Origin of the sequence: Hymenobacter caeli (assembly GCF_013294115.1) — a bacterium.
In the GTDB taxonomy this organism is placed as follows: Bacteria; Bacteroidota; Bacteroidia; order Cytophagales; family Hymenobacteraceae; genus Hymenobacter; species Hymenobacter caeli.
Window position 1 is genome coordinate 243816 of the sequence record NZ_JABSNP010000004.1, and the last position, 16415, is coordinate 260230.

The 16415-nt window shown below is 60.9% G+C and carries 16 protein-coding genes; 13 read left to right on the forward strand and 3 right to left on the reverse strand.

Features of this window, described 5'->3' with window-relative positions:
* The first annotated feature begins 52 nt into the window (after positions 1-52).
* From HNP98_RS06350 to HNP98_RS06410, 13 genes are all read left to right on the forward strand, one after another.
* Entirely contained in the window at positions 53-583 is a 531-nt protein-coding gene (locus tag HNP98_RS06350; RefSeq protein WP_173809198.1) for a CvpA family protein, read from the forward strand.
* A gap of 122 nt (positions 584-705) precedes the next feature.
* The gene (locus tag HNP98_RS06355) at positions 706-1311 is read left to right on the forward strand and encodes an anthranilate synthase component II (protein WP_173809199.1); all 606 of its coding nucleotides are present in this window, start codon (positions 706-708) and stop codon (positions 1309-1311) included.
* Between the two features lie 10 nt (positions 1312-1321).
* Positions 1322-2104 carry an alpha/beta fold hydrolase gene (locus HNP98_RS06360; protein ID WP_173809200.1) on the forward strand — a complete coding sequence of 261 codons (783 nt, stop codon included), beginning with the start codon at positions 1322-1324 and terminating at the stop codon, positions 2102-2104.
* 176 nt (positions 2105-2280) lie between these two features.
* On the forward strand, positions 2281-2958 hold the full coding sequence (locus tag HNP98_RS06365; protein WP_173809201.1) for a CBS domain-containing protein: 678 nt from the start codon (positions 2281-2283) through the stop codon (positions 2956-2958).
* A gap of 43 nt (positions 2959-3001) precedes the next feature.
* On the forward strand, positions 3002-4438 hold the full coding sequence (locus HNP98_RS06370; protein ID WP_173809202.1) for a POTRA domain-containing protein: 1437 nt from the start codon (positions 3002-3004) through the stop codon (positions 4436-4438).
* A gap of 88 nt (positions 4439-4526) precedes the next feature.
* A complete protein-coding gene (locus tag HNP98_RS06375; protein ID WP_173809203.1) occupies positions 4527-5420 on the forward strand; it encodes an NAD kinase in 894 nt (297 codons plus the stop codon).
* Positions 5421-5556: 136 nt separating this feature from the next.
* On the forward strand, positions 5557-6429 hold the full coding sequence (locus HNP98_RS06380) for a DUF6089 family protein (protein WP_173809204.1): 873 nt from the start codon (positions 5557-5559) through the stop codon (positions 6427-6429).
* Between the two features lie 51 nt (positions 6430-6480).
* Positions 6481-7248: a type IX secretion system protein PorG gene (gene porG, locus HNP98_RS06385; protein ID WP_246274997.1), complete on the forward strand. Its 768-nt coding sequence runs from the start codon at positions 6481-6483 to the stop codon at positions 7246-7248.
* A 160-nt stretch (positions 7249-7408) separates the two neighbouring features.
* Positions 7409-8155, forward strand: a complete 747-nt coding sequence (locus HNP98_RS06390) for an isoprenyl transferase (RefSeq protein ID WP_173809206.1) — start codon at positions 7409-7411, stop codon at positions 8153-8155.
* Positions 8156-8179: 24 nt separating this feature from the next.
* Positions 8180-10684, forward strand: coding sequence for an outer membrane protein assembly factor BamA (bamA, locus tag HNP98_RS06395; RefSeq protein WP_317171053.1), 2505 nt, complete (start codon positions 8180-8182; stop codon positions 10682-10684).
* A gap of 34 nt (positions 10685-10718) precedes the next feature.
* Complete coding sequence (locus HNP98_RS06400; protein ID WP_246274998.1) at positions 10719-11405, forward strand: OmpH family outer membrane protein; 687 nt, start codon at positions 10719-10721, stop codon at positions 11403-11405.
* A 50-nt stretch (positions 11406-11455) separates the two neighbouring features.
* Complete coding sequence (locus tag HNP98_RS06405) at positions 11456-12100, forward strand: OmpH family outer membrane protein (protein WP_380267063.1); 645 nt, start codon at positions 11456-11458, stop codon at positions 12098-12100.
* Positions 12101-12171: 71 nt separating this feature from the next.
* Entirely contained in the window at positions 12172-13221 is a 1050-nt protein-coding gene (locus tag HNP98_RS06410; RefSeq protein WP_173809209.1) for an RluA family pseudouridine synthase, read from the forward strand.
* A 66-nt stretch (positions 13222-13287) separates the two neighbouring features.
* Here the strand turns inward: HNP98_RS06410 and HNP98_RS06415 are convergent, their stop codons facing one another.
* Genes HNP98_RS06415 through HNP98_RS06425 form a run of 3 tightly spaced genes read right to left on the reverse strand, consistent with a single transcriptional unit; the run spans position 13288 to position 16273 of the window.
* The gene (locus HNP98_RS06415) at positions 13288-14937 is read right to left on the reverse strand and encodes a tetratricopeptide repeat protein (protein ID WP_173809210.1); all 1650 of its coding nucleotides are present in this window, start codon (positions 14935-14937) and stop codon (positions 13288-13290) included.
* Between the two features lie 54 nt (positions 14938-14991).
* Positions 14992-15993, reverse strand: coding sequence for a PstS family phosphate ABC transporter substrate-binding protein (locus tag HNP98_RS06420; protein ID WP_173809211.1), 1002 nt, complete (start codon positions 15991-15993; stop codon positions 14992-14994).
* Positions 15974-16273, reverse strand: coding sequence for a hypothetical protein (locus HNP98_RS06425; RefSeq protein ID WP_173809212.1), 300 nt, complete (start codon positions 16271-16273; stop codon positions 15974-15976). Before HNP98_RS06425 ends, HNP98_RS06420 begins: the two co-directional genes overlap by 20 nt.
* Between the last annotated feature and the right edge of the window lie 142 nt (positions 16274-16415).

Sequence of the window (16415 nt, forward strand, 5' to 3'; positions counted from 1 at the left end):
CTTTGAATAATAATTCACCCATTCACTCATTCACCAACTCACCCAGTAAAAAATGACGGCCCTCGACCTGCTCTTGCTGCTCGTGCTCGGCGTGGGGGCCGTTAAGGGCTTCCGGCGCGGGCTGGTGCTGGAGGTGGCCTCGCTGCTGGCCTTCGTGCTGGCCGTGGTGGGCGGGCTAAGCCTGCTCACGGCCACCGTGCCGGTGGTGCGGCACTACGTGGGCGAGGCCTACGGGCTGCTGCCGCTGGTCTCGTTCGCGCTGGTGTTCGGGCTGATTTTGTGGGGGGTGCACTGGCTGGGTAGCCTGCTGAAAACGGCCCTGCACCTCACGCCGTTCGGCTTTCTGGACAGCCTGCTGGGCGGGGCGGCCGGCCTGCTCAAGTGGCTGCTGGGCTTAAGCCTGCTGCTGCACGGCACCGACTCGGCGGGCCTGCACCTGCTGTCGCCCAAGCTGGTGGCCGGTTCGCAGGTGCTGCCGCTGGTGCGGCAGGCCACCCCGCTGGCCCTGCGCACCATGGCCTACGTGCTGCCCGTGGCCAAGGGCTTGCTTGTGCGCATGAAAGCCGCGTTCACGAAAGCGTGAAGATGCGAAGGCGGTGAATGAAATGCGTTAGGAACGCAACAGTAATCAATTGCCAGGCTTTGGGGTTCTTGGCAGCTTCGTTCCTCTTTCCCATCGCCTCTCTCATTTGTATTCGTAAAAAATTGCTGCTGCTGCTCGATAATTTCGATTCCTTCACCCACACCCTGGCCGACTACCTGCGCCAGTTGGGGGCCGGGGTAACGGTGCGGCGCAACGATGTGGCGCTGGCCGAGCTGCAACGCACCGCCTGGACCGGCATCGTGCTCTCGCCGGGGCCCGGAACCCCGGCGGCGGCCGGCGTAATGCCGGCCCTCATCGCCCACTACCACGCGCGGCTGCCCATGCTGGGCGTGTGCCTGGGCCACCAGGCGCTGGGCGAATTTTTTGGGGCCGCGCTGGGCCGGGCGGCGCGGCCCATGCACGGCAAGGTTTCGGAGGTGGCCTGGGTGGCGGGCGCGGCGCTGGCCGCTGGCCTGCCGCGCGTTACGCCCGCCACGCGCTACCATTCGCTGGTACTGCGCGAGCCCCTGCCCCCGGCGCTGCGGCCGCTGGCGCACACCACGGGCCCCGGCCCGCCCGAACTGATGGCCTTGCAGCACCGCACGCTGCCGCTGTTCGGGGTGCAGTTCCACCCCGAGGCCCTGCTGACGCCGGACGGCCGGGCGATGTTGGCCAATTGGCTGCGGTTTTGTAACATTGCGAAACCCGGTTCCCCCGCGGCCGGTTAGTACAGCTTCCATGGAATTGCGCACCCACCATCAGCAAGGCTACGAGTACGTCGACGAAGGCGAGGGCCCCGTGCTGCTGCTGCTGCACGGCCTGTTCGGGGCCCTCAGCAACTGGGCCGAAGTGGTGGCCGCGTTCCGGCCGCGTTACCGCGTGCTCATCCCGCTGCTGCCCATCTACGACATGCCGCTGGCGCAGGCCGGCGTGCCCGGGCTGGTGAGCTACGTCGAGGGCTTTGCGGCGGCGCTGGGCCTGCCGCCGGCCTTCACGGTGCTGGGCAACTCGCTGGGCGGCCACGTGGCCCTGGTGTACGCCCTCGATAATCCCACTCGCGTGAGCCGGCTGGTGCTCACGGGCAGCAGCGGGCTGTTCGAGGACGGCATGGGCGGCTCCTTCCCCAAGCGCGGCGACTACGGCTTCGTGCGCGAGCGGGTGGCCTACACCTTCTACGACCCCGCCGTGGCCACCAAGGAGCTGGTCGATGAGATTTTTCGCGTCACCAACTCCAACGCCAAGTGCTTGCGCATCATCGCCATTGCCCGCTCGGCGCAGCGCCACAACCTCACCAAGGAGCTGCACCGCATCGCGGTGCCCACGCTGTTGGTCTGGGGCCTGAACGACACCATCACGCCGCCGCCGGTGGCCCACGACTTTGCCCGCCTGCTGCCCCGGGCCGAGCTGGCCTTCCTCGACCACTGCGGCCACGCCCCCATGATGGAGCGCGCGGCCGGCTTCAACAACTACTTGCGCCGCTTTTTGCGTAAGACGGAACCCCGGCCCGCCGTTTTGGCCTGATGCCCCGGCCCGGCGTAATTTTTGCCGGGGCGAAAGCGGCGGTTTCTTCTGACGGCAGGGCAGCCTTATTCATTTTTTATCTGGTTAGCGCTACTGAATACAAGTCGCCTTATTGCTGTTTTTTTCATCCTACGTGCGGCCGCTTACGCGTCGTGTGTTTCTCGCCCCGCCCGCTCATGCAAGCCATGCTCGCCGAAGATTTACTCAACGAAATGATTCCGCCCCTCAAGGGCACCGACTCGCTGGGCAAAGCCGCCCGGTGGCTCGACGAGTTTCGGGTGGGCCAACTGCCGGTGCTGGCCGAACGGCAGTACCGGGGCCTGGTGACGGAAGCCGACCTGGCCGATGTTGAGAACCCCGACACCCTGCTGTCGGAGCTGCCGCTGAGCTTCGGCGAAACTTTCGTGCGGCCCGACCAGCACTTCTTCCGGGTGGTGGAGCTGGCCATCGAAAACAAGCTCCAGCTGGTGCCGGTGGTGGGCGACGACGCCGCTTACCTGGGCGTTGTCACGGTGGCCGACGCGCTGGCCGCCTTCGGGCCCCAGGTATCGGCCCCCGGCCAGGGCGGCATCATCGTGCTCAGCATGGCCGAGCGCGACTACTCCCTCTCGCAAATCAGCCGCTACGTGGAGGAGAACAACGCCAAGATTGTGAACGCCTACGTGATGCCCGACGAACTGGACCCTTACCGCATCCGTCTTACCCTCAAACTGAACACCGACAACATGGCCCGCATTGTGGCTACCCTCGAGCGGTTCGGCTACTTTGTGGCGGCGCAGTTCAGCGGGGCCGGCGAAGTGGGTGAGAACGAGCAGGAACGTTACGACGGCCTGCTGCGCTACCTGAGCGTGTAGGAGCGGAGTGCTGGGAATAATTCTGCTTTTTTTCACCGGGCTTATGGCCGGCCCGGGGCTGGCCCCCGCCGATACCTTGCCCCTACGGGCCACCCGCGCCCTGCCGCCCGTGGTGGCCCCCACCGACACGTTGGTGCGCATCCTGCCCTGCGTCGGTGCGGCCCCCCGGGCCCGCGTGGCCGCGGTGCTGCTGGTGGGCAACCGCGTCACGCGCGACCGTACGCTGCGGGCCGAGCTGAACATTCGTGAGGGCGATACCCTCGACCTGGCCGACCTGCCCGCCCGCCTCGAGGCCAACCGCCGCCGGCTCTTCAACCTCCAGCTGTTCCACACCGTGCTGGTGCAGGCCAGCTGCCAGGGCAACGGGCAACTGGTGTTGCTGTTTGTGGTGCAGGAGCGGTTCTACACGTTTCCGGTCCCCATCTTTTCCATCGCCGACCGCAACTTCCGCGCCTGGCTCGACCGGCCCGACCGCTGGCGGCGGCTCGACTACGGTATTCATCTCACGCGCAACAACTTCCGGGGCCGCAACGAGGAGCTGACCGCCAACTTGCAACTGGGCTTCAACCCCAAGTACGAGCTGTTTTACGAAGCCCCCGGCCTGGGCCGGGCCCGGCGCGTAGGAGTGGGGGGTAGCATTTCTTTTTCCCAAAGTCGCTCCGTTGACTTTCGCACCGTGGCCGACCGCCTGCTGTCCTACCGCGCCGACGATGCTTTTCCCGTCCAGCGCTTCTACGCTTCGGGGGGCCTGCGCCTGCGCCACACCGTGCAGCTGCTCACCGCGCTCGACGTATCGTACCACCGCGAACAAATCCTAGACTCGGTAAATTTTTACAACCCGGCCTACTTCCTGGGCCGCACCCAGCGCGAATACTTCGATTTCAGCGTCATCACCACCCTCAACCAGCGCAACACGTTCGCCTACCCGCTCACCGGGCAGTACGCCCAAGGCCTGTTGCTGCACCGCCGGTTTCTGAGCCCGGGCTTGCCCGCCCTTACCGCCCTGCGCCTCGTGTACGACCATTATTTCGCGCTGGGGCACGGGTTTTATTACGCTTTTGAAGTGAACGGACAAATTCGCCTCACCCGGGCCCTGGCCTATGCCGACGCCCGCGCCCTGGGCAACGACGCGCTGGTGCGCGGCTACGACGCCTACGTGGTGGACGGCCGCCACTACGGCCTGGTGCAGCAGGGCCTGAGCTACCGGCTTTTTAAGGCCAGCGAAATTCACCTGGCGGGCATCGAAAACCTTAAAATCAACACCATCCCGGTGGTGGCCTACCTCAACTTGTTCACCGACGCCGGCTACGTGGTGGCCCCCGCCGCCCTTTCCGAAAACCAGTTGCCCAACCACCTGCTGCGCTCGGTGGGCCTGGGCCTGCACCTGGTCACGTACTACGACCGGGTATTTACCCTCGAATACACCCGCAACGGCTTGGGCCAGGCGGGGTTCTTTTTTCGCAGTTCTTTCCCTATCTGACGGCCGCCCCCGGGCCCTGTAAAGCAGGCCCGGGCCCCGCGAAGCCGCCGCCGGTGCGTTATTCGCACCGCCTACCCTTTCCAACCGCATGAAAATTGCCATCCTCGGCAAGCCCTTCGCAGAGGACGCTGCCCCGGCCATCCAGGCCCTGCTCGACGACTTGGCCGCCCGCCGGGCCGAAGTGCGCATCGTGGAGTCCTTCCGCACCTACCTCGACAACACCCTGCGGCTGCCCGACAATACCACCAGCTTCCGGCGCGGCGACTCGCTGCGGGGCACCAACTTCGTGCTCAGCATCGGCGGCGATGGCACCTTGCTCGACACCGTAACTTACGTCGGAGCCCTGCAAATTCCTATTTTAGGCATTCACACCGGCCGCCTGGGGTTCCTGGCCACCGTCACCCCCGATGGCATTAGCCAGGCCATCGATGCCCTGTACAAAGGGCACTTCGTGCTCGACGACCGCAGCTTAATCCGCGTCGATACCGACCCGGACGTGTTTGGTGGATTGAATTTTGGACTGAATGAATTTAGTATTTTAAAGGGAGACTCGGCTTCCATGATTGCCGTGCATACCTATATAGACGGCGAATACCTGAATTCGTACTGGGCCGACGGCCTGGTGGTGGCCACGCCCACTGGCTCCACGGGGTACTCGCTGAGCTGCGGCGGCCCGGTGATGGTGCCGCAAACCAACAATTTTATCATCGCGCCCGTATGCCCCCACAACCTGAACGTGCGGCCCCTCGTAGTGTCGAACCAAAGTGTGATTTCCTTTGAAATTGAAGGCCGTAGCTCCAATTATATGCTTTCGCTCGACTCCCGCTCCATCTCCGTTGATGCGAGTGTGCAGATGGCCGTGCGCCGCGAAAGCTTTTGCGCCCGCTTGGTAAAACTTAACCACGTAAATTTTTTGAGCACTTTGCGCAGCAAGCTCAACTGGGGGCTCGACCGTCGAAATCCCGGAACCGTGGTAGGTTAATAAATTGCGATTCACTTAAAAGTTCAAAACAAATTTTTTTTAGTTCTTTCCACGCTATACTTTTGTAATCGCCTGAGCGTGTTCGATTGGCACTTTCCCGGGTTTTACGTTCGACGCTATTCACCTTCCCTGCCTTATGAAACATATCTTCACTTATCCCACTGCTCTGTTGGTTGGACTGGCGTTGCTTGGTTCTTCCAAAGCCGATGCGCAGCAGTTCAATAAACGCAAGCAGTACAATTCGATTGGCTTTAACCTAAGTGCCATGAATTACTTCGGCGACCTGGCTCCCCAGACGGGGTTCCCGAGTTTCCGTTTTAATAATACTCGCCCCAACGTGGGCGTGACCATTACCCGGCGCTTTTTTCCCCGCGTATCGGGCCGCTTGGGGCTTTCGTATGGCCGCATCACCGGCGACGACGCTACGGCTGCCAACGCCAGCGACCAGAACGCCCGTTATCGTTACAATCGCAACGCTAACTTCCAGAACGACATTCAGGAGCTATCGGCCGTGGTCATCGTGGACCTTATCCAGAACCGTAATAATTACTTGAAGCGCCCCGACTTCGTGCCCTACGTGTTTGCGGGCGTGGCCGGTTTCCACCACAACCCGCAGGGCCGCCGGGCCGATGGTACCTACGTTGACCTCCAGCCGTTGGCCACGGAAGGAGTTAATTACAGCCGGTTCCAAGTCGCCATTCCCTTTGGCGGCGGCGTGCGCTACCGCATCAACCGGAATTTTGACGCCAGCTTCGAACTGGGTATTCGCAAGACGTTTACCGGTTACCTGGACGATGTGAACAAGAATTTTGTTGGAGCAGCGGCGCTGGCCGGCGGCGATGCCCAATATTTTGGCAATGGCATCACCAAGAGTCAAACGGGCGACTACACGCAGTTTGCTGCCGCTGGCAGCAAGCGTGGCCAGAACAAAACCGATTGGTACACCAACACGGGCTTTTCGCTGAATTACATCCTGACGCCCCGCATCAAAAACCCAAAATTCCGCTAGGCCCCGCTCGCCGGCCGTTGCCTGCTTTTGCTTAGCGTCTTACACTGCTTGATGATAGTTAATGCATTTCGTTGCGCACTCCTTGTTTGCTTTGTGCAAGCAGGGAGTGCATTTTTTTGTGCCCCCGCCCAGGCACAAATAGAAACCCAGCGCACAAGCGAGTTGGGCGTAGGCTTGGGTGTGACCAACTACCGGGGCGAGATTTCGCCGCAGTATCAGTTTGGCAACAACCGGCCGGCCATTACCGCGTTCTACCGGCGCGACGTATCGGTACCCGTCACGTTGCGCGGCAGCGTGCTGGCCGGCCTGCTGCGGGCCGACGACGGCGACGTGACCGGGGCCAACGGCGGGGTGCCGCCGCTTCAAGGCTACCGGGGCTCCAACGTAAAAGGCAGCGTGTTGGAAGCGGCCGCAGCGATGGAATACAATTTCCTGGATTACCGCTCCCGAAAGAAGAAGGTGCATTTTACGCCGTACTTATTCATCGGGGTCGGGGCGTATTACGCTAACACCCGCACCGTGACTACGAACCAAAACCTGGGGCCCGCCTACAACCAGTCGGGAGGGCATTTTGGCCTTGTCATTCCGGCTGGGGTGGGGTTCAAGTATGCTTTGTCGCAGCACTTCAATCTAGGGCTGGAAGTAGGGGTCCGCAAGACGTTCAGCGACCAGCTCGACAACCTGAGCGACCAAGACCCGTTGCTGGTGAACGCCCACGACAACGACTGGTATTATTACAGCGGGCTGAGCTTGTCGTACACTTTTTACAAAGTGCGCTGCCCCCCACAGTATAAGAATAACAAGAGGTTGTTGGAATAGCCCTGCCGCAGTCGAAACGCCCGCCACCAAGCCAATCAATGGCTTGGTGGCGGGCGTTTTTGGTATCGAGCCTCAATAAACCATTGGTGCGGCTGCTACAGCTGGCCGGCGGATGCAACCGTCTTCGTAACTTGCGGCCTCTTATACCGAAACCGCAACGATGACCGGCCGGGCCGAAATCGACTCTCTTAACATTCCTGCGCACGTGGCCGTCATTATGGACGGCAACGGCCGCTGGGCCAAGCAGCGGGGTGGCCTGCGGGTGTTTGGCCACCAAAGCGGCATTACGGCCGTGCGTGAAACCGTGGAAGAAGCGGCGCGCCTGGGTGTGAAGTACTTAACTTTGTATGCCTTTTCAACAGAGAACTGGAACCGCCCGGCATTGGAGGTAATGGCTTTGATGCAACTGCTAGTTCACACCATTCGCCATGAAACCCCTACGCTGCTTAAAAATGGCATCCGGTTGCAGTCGATAGGCGATACGAGCACTTTGCCCGCGAGTTGCCAGCGGGAGTTGGCCGAAGCCCAGGACCTCACCAAAGCCGGTACCCGCATGACGCTGGTGCTGGCCCTGAGCTACAGCGGACGCTGGGACTTGACTCAGGCCGCCCGCCGCCTGGCGGCGGACGTGGCCGCTGGCCGCGTGCAGCCCGCCAGCGTGAGCGAAGCCACCGTGGCGGGCTACCTGGCCACGGCGGGCATCCCCGATCCGGAACTGCTAATCCGCACCAGCGGCGAGCAGCGCATCAGCAACTTTATGCTGTGGCAACTGGCTTACACCGAGCTGTATATCACCGATTTGCTGTGGCCGGACTTTCGGCGCGAGCATTTGCAGGACGCCATTCGGGCGTATCAGGGGCGGGAACGCCGCTTTGGTAAAACCAGTGAGCAAGTCACTGTTTCTTAGTATTTTATTTAACTCATGATTTCGGTGCGTAATTTTTCTTGGTTTCTGCTGCTGGGGTGGATGGTGTTGGGTGGCTGGGCAGCGCAGGCCCAAGGCTTGGGGGCGCGCCCCGCGGGCGGCGACGAACCCAAAAAGTACGTGCTGGGCGGCATCACCGTGAGTGGGGCCCGCTACCTGGACCCGAGCACCCTTATTGGCCTGTCGGGCCTGCGGGTGGGCGATAACATCACCATTCCGGGCGAAGAGATTGGCAAGGCCATCCGCAAGCTGTGGGCCCAGGGCATTCTGGGCGATGTGAACGTGACCATCGCCCGCACCGAAGGCGACAAGATTTTCCTGGATTTCACCCTCAAGGAACGGCCCCGCCTGTCTAAATTTACTTTCAACGGCATTAGCAAGGGCCAAACAGAAGAACTGACCAAGAAGATTACCCTCATCCGGGGCAAGGTCGTGACCGATGCCTTGCTAAACAACACCCGCACCCAGGTGCGCAAATTCTACGTGAACAAGGGCTACCTCGACACGAAGGTGAACATTTTGCAAGTGCCCGACTCGTCGCTTTCCAATAGCGTAGCATTGCGCATCAACGTAGAGAAAGGAAATAAAGTCCGTATTCACGACATCAGTTTTGAAGGCAACAAAGCTTTTTCGGACGGTAAGCTCCAAAGCAAGCTGAAGAAAACCAAAGCCCGCAAGTCCTATAAATTCTTGACGTCGGGTAAATTCCAACGTAATGAATACGAGGAGGATAAGAAGAAACTCATCGAGTTTTATAATGCTGAAGGCTACCGCGACGCTGTTTTGGTGAGCGATACGCTTGTGCGCGACGCGAAAGGGCTGGCGCTGACCATCAAGGTAGACGAGGGCCCCAAGTACTACTTCCGCCACATCACTTGGAACGGCAACTACCTCTACGATGACAAAACTCTGTCGGGGGTGCTGGGCATCAAGTCGGGCAGTGCCTATAGCAAGGAGGTGCTTGATAAACGCCTGAACTACAACCCTACGGGCCAGGACGTGACGTCGCTATACATGAACGACGGGTACTTATTTTTTCAGATTGAGCCGGTGGAGAAAAAGGTGGAAGGCGATTCGATTGACATCGAGATGCGCCTCACCGAAGGCGTGCAGGCCCACATCAAAGAAATTAACATCGCGGGCAACACCAAGACCAACGACCACGTGGTGCGCCGCGCCATCCGCACCCTGCCCGGCGACAAGTTCAACCGCGAATTGCTCATTCGCTCGAACCGCGAGCTGTCGACGCTGGGCTACTTCGACCCCGAGAAAGTGGGCATCAACCCCGTGCCCAACCAGGCCGACGGCACCGTGGACATTAACTACACGGTGGTGGAAAAGCCTTCGGACCAGGTAACGCTTTCGGGCGGCTGGGGCGGCTACGCCGGCTTCATTGGCACGGTGGGCTTGGTGTTCAACAACTTCTCGCTGCGCAAGGCCGGTACGCTCCGCAACTGGACGCCGGTGCCGGCCGGCGACGGCCAGCGCTTGGCTTTGAATGTGCAGGCCAACGGCTTCCAGTACCAGGCCTATTCGCTTTCGTTTACGGAGCCGTGGCTGGGCGGGCGCAAACCCAACTCGCTTTCGTTCAGCCTCAACCGGAGCATCAGCCGCATCGGCACCAACTTCGATGCCAGCACGGGCAGCTTCATCAAGGTGAACAGCGCCAGCGTGGGCCTGGGCCGCCAGCTGCGCGTGCCAGATGACTACTTTACCCTGAGCAACTCGCTGTCGGTGAGTGCTTACCAGACGCAGAACTATTCGCTGCTACCGGGCTTCAGTACGGGCCGGGCCACCAACATCACTCTGAACACCACACTCTCGCGCAATAGCATCGACAACCCCACCTACACGCGTCGGGGCTCGTCGCTGAGCCTGAGCCTGGCCCTCACGCCGCCGTACTCCGCTTTCAAAGGGGCCCACCCCGACGCGAACGAGTGGCTGGAGTTCCACAAGTGGATGTTCGACGCTTCGTGGTTCACGCCTATTGTGGGCAAGCTGGTGCTGAACACCCGGGCCCACTTCGGGTTCCTGGGCTCGTACGGCAGCCGCCCGCTGGGGCCGTTTGAACGCTTCAAGATGGGCGGGGCCGGCCTGGGCTACAACGGCGGCGGCAACTTCATCGTGGGCACCGATTACATCGGCCTGCGCGGCTACGACGACCCCAATGCGGCTTACGCCATTCCCACGGCCCAATCAAACCAGAACGGCGGCATCGTCTACAACAAGTACGTGATGGAAATGCGTTACCCCGTGAGCCTCAACCCAGCCGCGACGGTGTACGTGCTGGCCTTCGCCGAAGCAGGCAACGCCTTTGACGATTATACTAATTACAATCCCTACAAGTTATACCGTTCGGCTGGGGTCGGGGCCCGCATTTTCATGTCGGCGTTCGGTTTGCTTGGGTTCGACTACGGGCACGGCTTCGACCAGGTGGTGCCGTTGCCGGGCACGACTACCAAGCAGGATCCTAACCACTTCCACTTCATCATCGGCCAGCAAATCCGCTAGTTTGGCGGCACCCAGCGGCCGTTTTCTTTGTTCGATGCGCATGAGACTAGCCGGTGTTTTGGGAGTGGTGGCGGGGTTGCTGCTGGCGGGGCCGGCGGCGCAGGCCCAAAAGTTTGGGTGGGTCGATTCGGAGTTCATCATGGGCAAGATGCCCGAATTTGCCAAGGCTCAAAAAGAGTTGAACGGCTTGTCGGAGACGTGGCAAAAAGAAATCGAGGCGCAGAAGAAAGACCTTGACCACCTTTACCACACCTACCACGACGAAGAAGTGGTGCTGACCGAGCCGATGAAAAAAAAGCGGCAGGACGAGATTTTGCTGAAAGAGCAGGAGATTAAAACCTACCAAAACAAGCAGTTCGGCTACGAGGGCCAGCTGTTCAAGAAGCGCCAGGAGCTGAACAAGCCGGTGCAAGACAAGGTGTTCGAGGCCATCGAGAAAGTAGCCAAGAAAAAGCAGCTGGCCATGGTCATCGACAAGGCCGGCGATTTGACCCTGCTTTATACCAACCCTACCTACGATTACACTGAATTTGTGCTCGAAGAGTTGGGCCTGGCGGCCGAAGACCGCAACCAGCCCGGCACCAAGGGCCCGGTGAAAACCGTGGCGCCCCCCAAAACGCCGGGGGCTTCCGCCGACCCTGCATTTGAGTCGGATTCGGGCACGCCCGACAAGGCCACCGATGCCAAGGCAAAACGGGCCGCCGGGAAAAGCCCAAAATAACTACCTTTGTATCTACACTTTCTCTGACCCATTTTCCTTTGATGAATTCCGTGAAAACCCTCCGCCTGGCGCTGGCCGCCGCTCTGCTGACCGCTGGCACGTTGGCCGCCAACACCGCGCAGGCCCAGGCCCCCCTCAAAATTGGCTACACCAGCGTGCAGTACATCCTGAGCCAGATGCCCGAGAGCAAGCAAATCGAGTCGAGCCTGAAGACGTACAACGACCAGTTGACGGCCCAGATGAAGAGCAAGGTAACCGATTACCAAACCAAGCTCGACGCTTACCAAAAGAGCGCCAACACCATGACCGACGTGGTGAAGGCCGACAAAGAGAAAGAGTTGACCGGCTTGCAGCAGTCCATCCAGGAGTTCCGCGGTAGCGCCGAGCAGTCGTTGCAGCAAAAGCAGCAAGGCCTGCTGCGCCCAGCCCTCGACAAGCTGCAAAAGACCATCGACGACGTGGCCACTGAGAACGGCTACACTTACGTGCTGAACTCGGACGGCGACACCCCGACGCTGCTGCACGGCCCCAAGGACGGCGACATCTCGGAAATCGTGCTGAAGAAAATGGGCATCACGCCCACGGCCCCGGCCCCCCTGAAGTCGGGCCCCACCACCACGCCCAACGCCACGCCGGCCGCCCCCGCATCGGCTGCCCCTAGCGCGAGCAAGACCAAAGTAAAAAGCAAGAAGTAAGCCGCTTACGCTTGTGAATAAGAAAGGCCAGGGCGCAAGCCCTGGCCTTTTTGTTGAATAATTCCCTGCCTATGAACGACACCGAAAACGGCCCCGAGCCCGAGGCCGATGAACCCGAAGGCGGCGACGAGCTGTACGAGCACCACCGCATCGTGGTGGACCGGGGCCAGGAGCTGCTGCGCATCGACAAGTTTCTGCTGCACCGGCTGGGCCACACCTCGCGCAACAAGGTGCAGGAGGCCATCCGGGCCGAGGCCGTGCACGTGAACGGCCGCCTGGTGAAGCCCAACTACCGGGTGAAGCCCCAGGACACCATCACGGTGACGCTGCCCGAGCCGCCGCGCACGGGCAAAATCCTGCCCGAGCCGATGGCGCTGGTCATCCCCTACGAAGACGACGACCTGCTCCTCGTGAACAAGCCGGCCGGAATGGTGGTCCACCCCGCGTTTGGGCATTGGGAGGGTACCCTGGTGAATGGATTAGCGCACCACCTGGCCGACCTGCCCACGGGCCGCAACGGCGAGGTGCGCCCCGGCCTGGTGCACCGCATCGACAAAGACACGTCGGGCCTGCTGGTGATTGGGAAGACGGAGTTTGCCATGACGCACCTGTCGCTGCAATTCTTCCACCACACCATCCGGCGCAGCTACCTGGCGTTGGTCTGGGGCACGCCCAAGGAGGCCACGGGCACCATTAGCGGGCACATCGGGCGCAGCCTGCGCGACCGCAAGGTGCAGGCCGTGTACCCCGGCGGTGAGCAGGGCAAAGCCGCCGTGACGCACTACGAGGTGCTGCGCAGCTACGGCCCGGTGGCCTTGGTGCGCTGCGTGCTCGAAACCGGACGTACCCACCAAATCCGGGTGCACATGCAGTACCTGGGCCACCCGCTGTTCAACGACGCCACCTACGGCGGCAGCCGCATCCGGGTGGGCCCCAACACGGGCAGCTACCGGGCCTTCGTCGAAAACACATTCCAGCTGCTGCCCCGGCAGGCGCTGCACGCCCAGTCGCTGGGCTTCGTGCAGCCCACCACGGGCCAGCACCTGTTCTTCGAGTCGGAGCTGCCGGCCGATTTTGCCGCCGCGCTGACCAAGTGGGAGGCCTACGCGGCCCAGCACTGACAAGGCCAGGCCCCACCAAAAAGCCCCGTCGCAGCGCTGCGACGGGGCTTTTTGACTCAAAAAAACTTACTTCTTCTTAACCGGAGCGGCCGGCTTCCTGGCCGGCGTAGCCCGCGGCTTGGCATTGATGATGCTCAGGGCATTGGTGGCGTCCTTGTTGGCCGGGTCGATGGCCAGTACTTGCTGGAAGTAGGTGCTGGCCCCGGCCTTGTTGCTTTTCACCTGCAATTCGTACACGCCAAGGTAGTAGTTGGCCTCGATGAGGCCATTGCGGAACTTCGCCGGGTCGGCTCCCTCCGCCTTCGACAGCTCAATGTAACGCTCGTAGTACGGCTTGGCCAGGCCCTTTTTCGAATCAGGGTCCAGGTTGTTGTTGGTACGGGCCCGGGCCAGCACGCCGGGGGCGTAGGTGGGCTTGGCCGTCAGAATGACGTTGTACACGCTGTCGGCCTGGGTGTATTTCTTGGCGTTGTCGTAGGCCGAAGCCAAGCGGAAAACGTCCACAAGGTCGGTTTTGTCCGGGTTGTTGTTGATTTTCTTTTTAATCAACCCAATGGCATCCGTGTAATCCTTCTTGCCAATGTATGCCGAAGCAAGGTCGTTTTCCAACTCCGACTTCTTGGCAGGGTCGGGGGCGGCGGCAATGGCTTTTTGCAAAATGGCAATGGCCTCGTCGGCATGGCCGGATTTCGTCAGGATGCGGGCCTGGTACACGTAGTCTTCCGGCAGAATTTTAGCAGCCGGGGCCATTTTCATGTAAGCGTCCATTGCCGTAGCGGCCCCGGCGTAATCATTGGTTTCGTAGAGCAGATACGCCTTCAGGCGGTTCATGGTAAGGTTGTTTGGGTCGTTCTGCAACGACGCGTTCACCGCCGTCAGGGCCTCCGGGTACTTTTTGGTCAGGTACAAAAATGAAGCGTACTGCGCATCGGTCCGGGGAGATTTTTCCGACAGGCTCGTGTACTTCTGAAACGTGCTGAGGGCCTGGTCGTACTGGCCGGCGTAGTAGTACATATCGGCCAGCTCGCGGTAGGCCGGCGCGTAGCTCGGGTCCAGCTCTACGGCTTTGTTAAGGTTGGTGCGGGCTTCGTTGAAGTTGCGGGCCCGCACGTTCAAAACGCCTTTTTCGTAATAAGCCTGCGCGTAGCTGGGGTTGGCCATCACGGCCCGGTCGAAGCTGTTCATGGCTTCGCCGCCGCCGTTGTCGCTGTGCAAATACACTTCGCCACGGGCCACCATCAGTGCCGGATCGTCCTTGCCTTTGTTAGCCGTCTGGGCATTGGTAATAAAGGCCAGGGGCTTGTCGATGCTCTTCACCTCGTCCGTCTCGGCGTAGGCTTGCGCAATCATCGTCAGTACCTTGGCATCCTTGTTCTTGGTGGCCTTGGCCGCGGCGTCGAATTGGGCGTCGGCCGGAGCCATCTGGCCCTTGGCCAACAGGGCGCGGCCCGCGGCTACTTGCCCAAAAGGCGTCGTGCCGCTGGCTTTGTTAAAGTAATAAGCCGCTGAGTCGGGCATGTCCCGGAACTGGTAGATGCGGCCCAGCTCAAACGCATTTTCCGGCGTGCCGCCCTTGGCAAGCGTAGCGCGGGCTTCGTTGTAGCGTTCGTGCTGAATCAGTGTCTCTACGTTGGTGGTTTGGGCGGTGGCCGCCGTGGTGCCAGCTGCCAAAGCGGCGGCAGCGAGCAGGGGCTGTTTCCAGGGCTTGAAACTCATGGGTAAGGGAATGGTGAAAAAACTGAGAAGATGAAAGTGTACGCAGGGGCGCGGCTAACGTTTGGGCGTGGTCACGACGCGGGCCTGCATGAGGGCCGGCAGCAGCCCCGATTTCTGAAAAATCAGCTGGCCGTTCTTGCCGGCTACGAAGGAAGTAAATCCCGTGCCAAGTCCGGTGCGGGCCTCCCGGTTGATGATGTACAGGTTGCGGCGCAGCGGGTAGTTCTGCAATTCGGGGTACTGAGCGAGCTGGGCCGGCGTCTTAAAGGCCAGGTTCACCTGGTAGGGCTGGATGAAATCGTCGGGCTTGGGGTTGGGGCGGGCCGTGATGCCGGCCACCCGCACCTTGCGGAAAAACTTCATAGCGGCCGGGTCGTCGTGGTCCGAAATCCAGTTCACGCCCACCACCCCAATGGCGTTGGGGTGGGCCGCCACGTAATCGAGCAGCGCCGGGTTCGACTTGGCCGCGAATACGCGCGCAGTAAGCGCGGCCCCTTTCGTCAGGGAATCGCGCACGAAGCGGGCGGTGCTGCTGCGGCTGGCATCAAACACGATGTTGATATCGCCCAATTTTTTTTGGCCACTGACTTGGCTCCAGGTCGTATTTTTTCCCGTGAAGATGGCCCGCAGTTGGTCAATCGTAAGCAGCGAGTCGGGGTTGGACGGATGCAGCACGACGGCTAGCCCGTCAATGCCAATGCGGGTGGTATGGGGGTAAATGGTTTGCTTGGCAAAGGCGGCCGTTTCTTCGGCGTTCAACTCGCGCGAAACCACGGCCACGTCCACTTTGCCGTTCACGAGGTCCACCATTGCGTTCTCTTCCGGCTCAAAGCGCAGCTGGACGTGCGCATCCGGGTAGAGCTTGCCAAACGTATCGACCTGGGCCTGCAAAATGGGCGCAAAGGTTTCGTCAACGGCCACGGCTACCGTGCCGCTAGTCGGCGTGCTGGTGCTGCCAGGGGTGCCGTTGCCACCCGGCTGGCAGCCGGCCGGTACCAGCAGCCCCCCGGCTAGGGCAACAAGAAGAGCAGAACGCTTAATGGAGGGGAAGGTCATCGTCGTCAGGAGCGGTAGAAATGCGGAAATTGGCCCGGTAGCTGCGCACAAAGCGTACCAGCCCGTACAAGACAAAGAACAGCCCCAATAGGCGTAGCCGGTTACCCGTCAGGCCAATCTCGCTGAAATGGGTCATCGCAGGGCCCGTGGGCTGGCTAGCCGTCCAAGCCAGCCAAGCCCCCATGCCTACGTACACAAGCGACATGAAAAGGACGAAGTAGCGCACCAGCCCTTGTGGCGACCGGCCCAAACGTTCTTCGGTGGTGGGTAAGTGCGGCATGAGAAGGAAACCCAAATAACTGCAGAAATCAATTGATTAGCCTTAAAAACTTGTTTTCCGGCGTAAATGATTCGTCAATGCGCCCGTGTGGATTAACAATGAACGTGCAAGGAAGCTAAAAATTACCCGTTTGGTGGGGGCG

Excerpts from the sequence above, each read along its gene's own strand:
- HNP98_RS06350 (WP_173809198.1), top strand. The coding sequence starts at position 53 with ATGACGGCCCTCGACCTGCTCTTGCTGCTCGTGCTCGGCGTGGGGGCC.
- HNP98_RS06360 (WP_173809200.1), top strand. The coding sequence starts at position 1,322 with ATGGAATTGCGCACCCACCATCAGCAAGGCTACGAGTACGTCGACGAA.
- HNP98_RS06365 (WP_173809201.1), top strand. The coding sequence starts at position 2,281 with ATGCAAGCCATGCTCGCCGAAGATTTACTCAACGAAATGATTCCGCCC.
- HNP98_RS06370 (WP_173809202.1), top strand. The coding sequence starts at position 3,002 with ATGGCCGGCCCGGGGCTGGCCCCCGCCGATACCTTGCCCCTACGGGCC.
- HNP98_RS06375 (WP_173809203.1), top strand. The coding sequence starts at position 4,527 with ATGAAAATTGCCATCCTCGGCAAGCCCTTCGCAGAGGACGCTGCCCCG.
- HNP98_RS06380 (WP_173809204.1), top strand. The coding sequence starts at position 5,557 with ATGAAACATATCTTCACTTATCCCACTGCTCTGTTGGTTGGACTGGCG.
- porG (WP_246274997.1), top strand. The coding sequence starts at position 6,481 with ATGATAGTTAATGCATTTCGTTGCGCACTCCTTGTTTGCTTTGTGCAA.
- HNP98_RS06390 (WP_173809206.1), top strand. The coding sequence starts at position 7,409 with ATGACCGGCCGGGCCGAAATCGACTCTCTTAACATTCCTGCGCACGTG.
- HNP98_RS06400 (WP_246274998.1), top strand. The coding sequence starts at position 10,719 with ATGCGCATGAGACTAGCCGGTGTTTTGGGAGTGGTGGCGGGGTTGCTG.
- HNP98_RS06410 (WP_173809209.1), top strand. The coding sequence starts at position 12,172 with ATGAACGACACCGAAAACGGCCCCGAGCCCGAGGCCGATGAACCCGAA.
- HNP98_RS06415 (WP_173809210.1), bottom strand. The coding sequence starts at position 14,937 with ATGAGTTTCAAGCCCTGGAAACAGCCCCTGCTCGCTGCCGCCGCTTTG.
- HNP98_RS06420 (WP_173809211.1), bottom strand. The coding sequence starts at position 15,993 with ATGACCTTCCCCTCCATTAAGCGTTCTGCTCTTCTTGTTGCCCTAGCC.
- HNP98_RS06425 (WP_173809212.1), bottom strand. The coding sequence starts at position 16,273 with ATGCCGCACTTACCCACCACCGAAGAACGTTTGGGCCGGTCGCCACAA.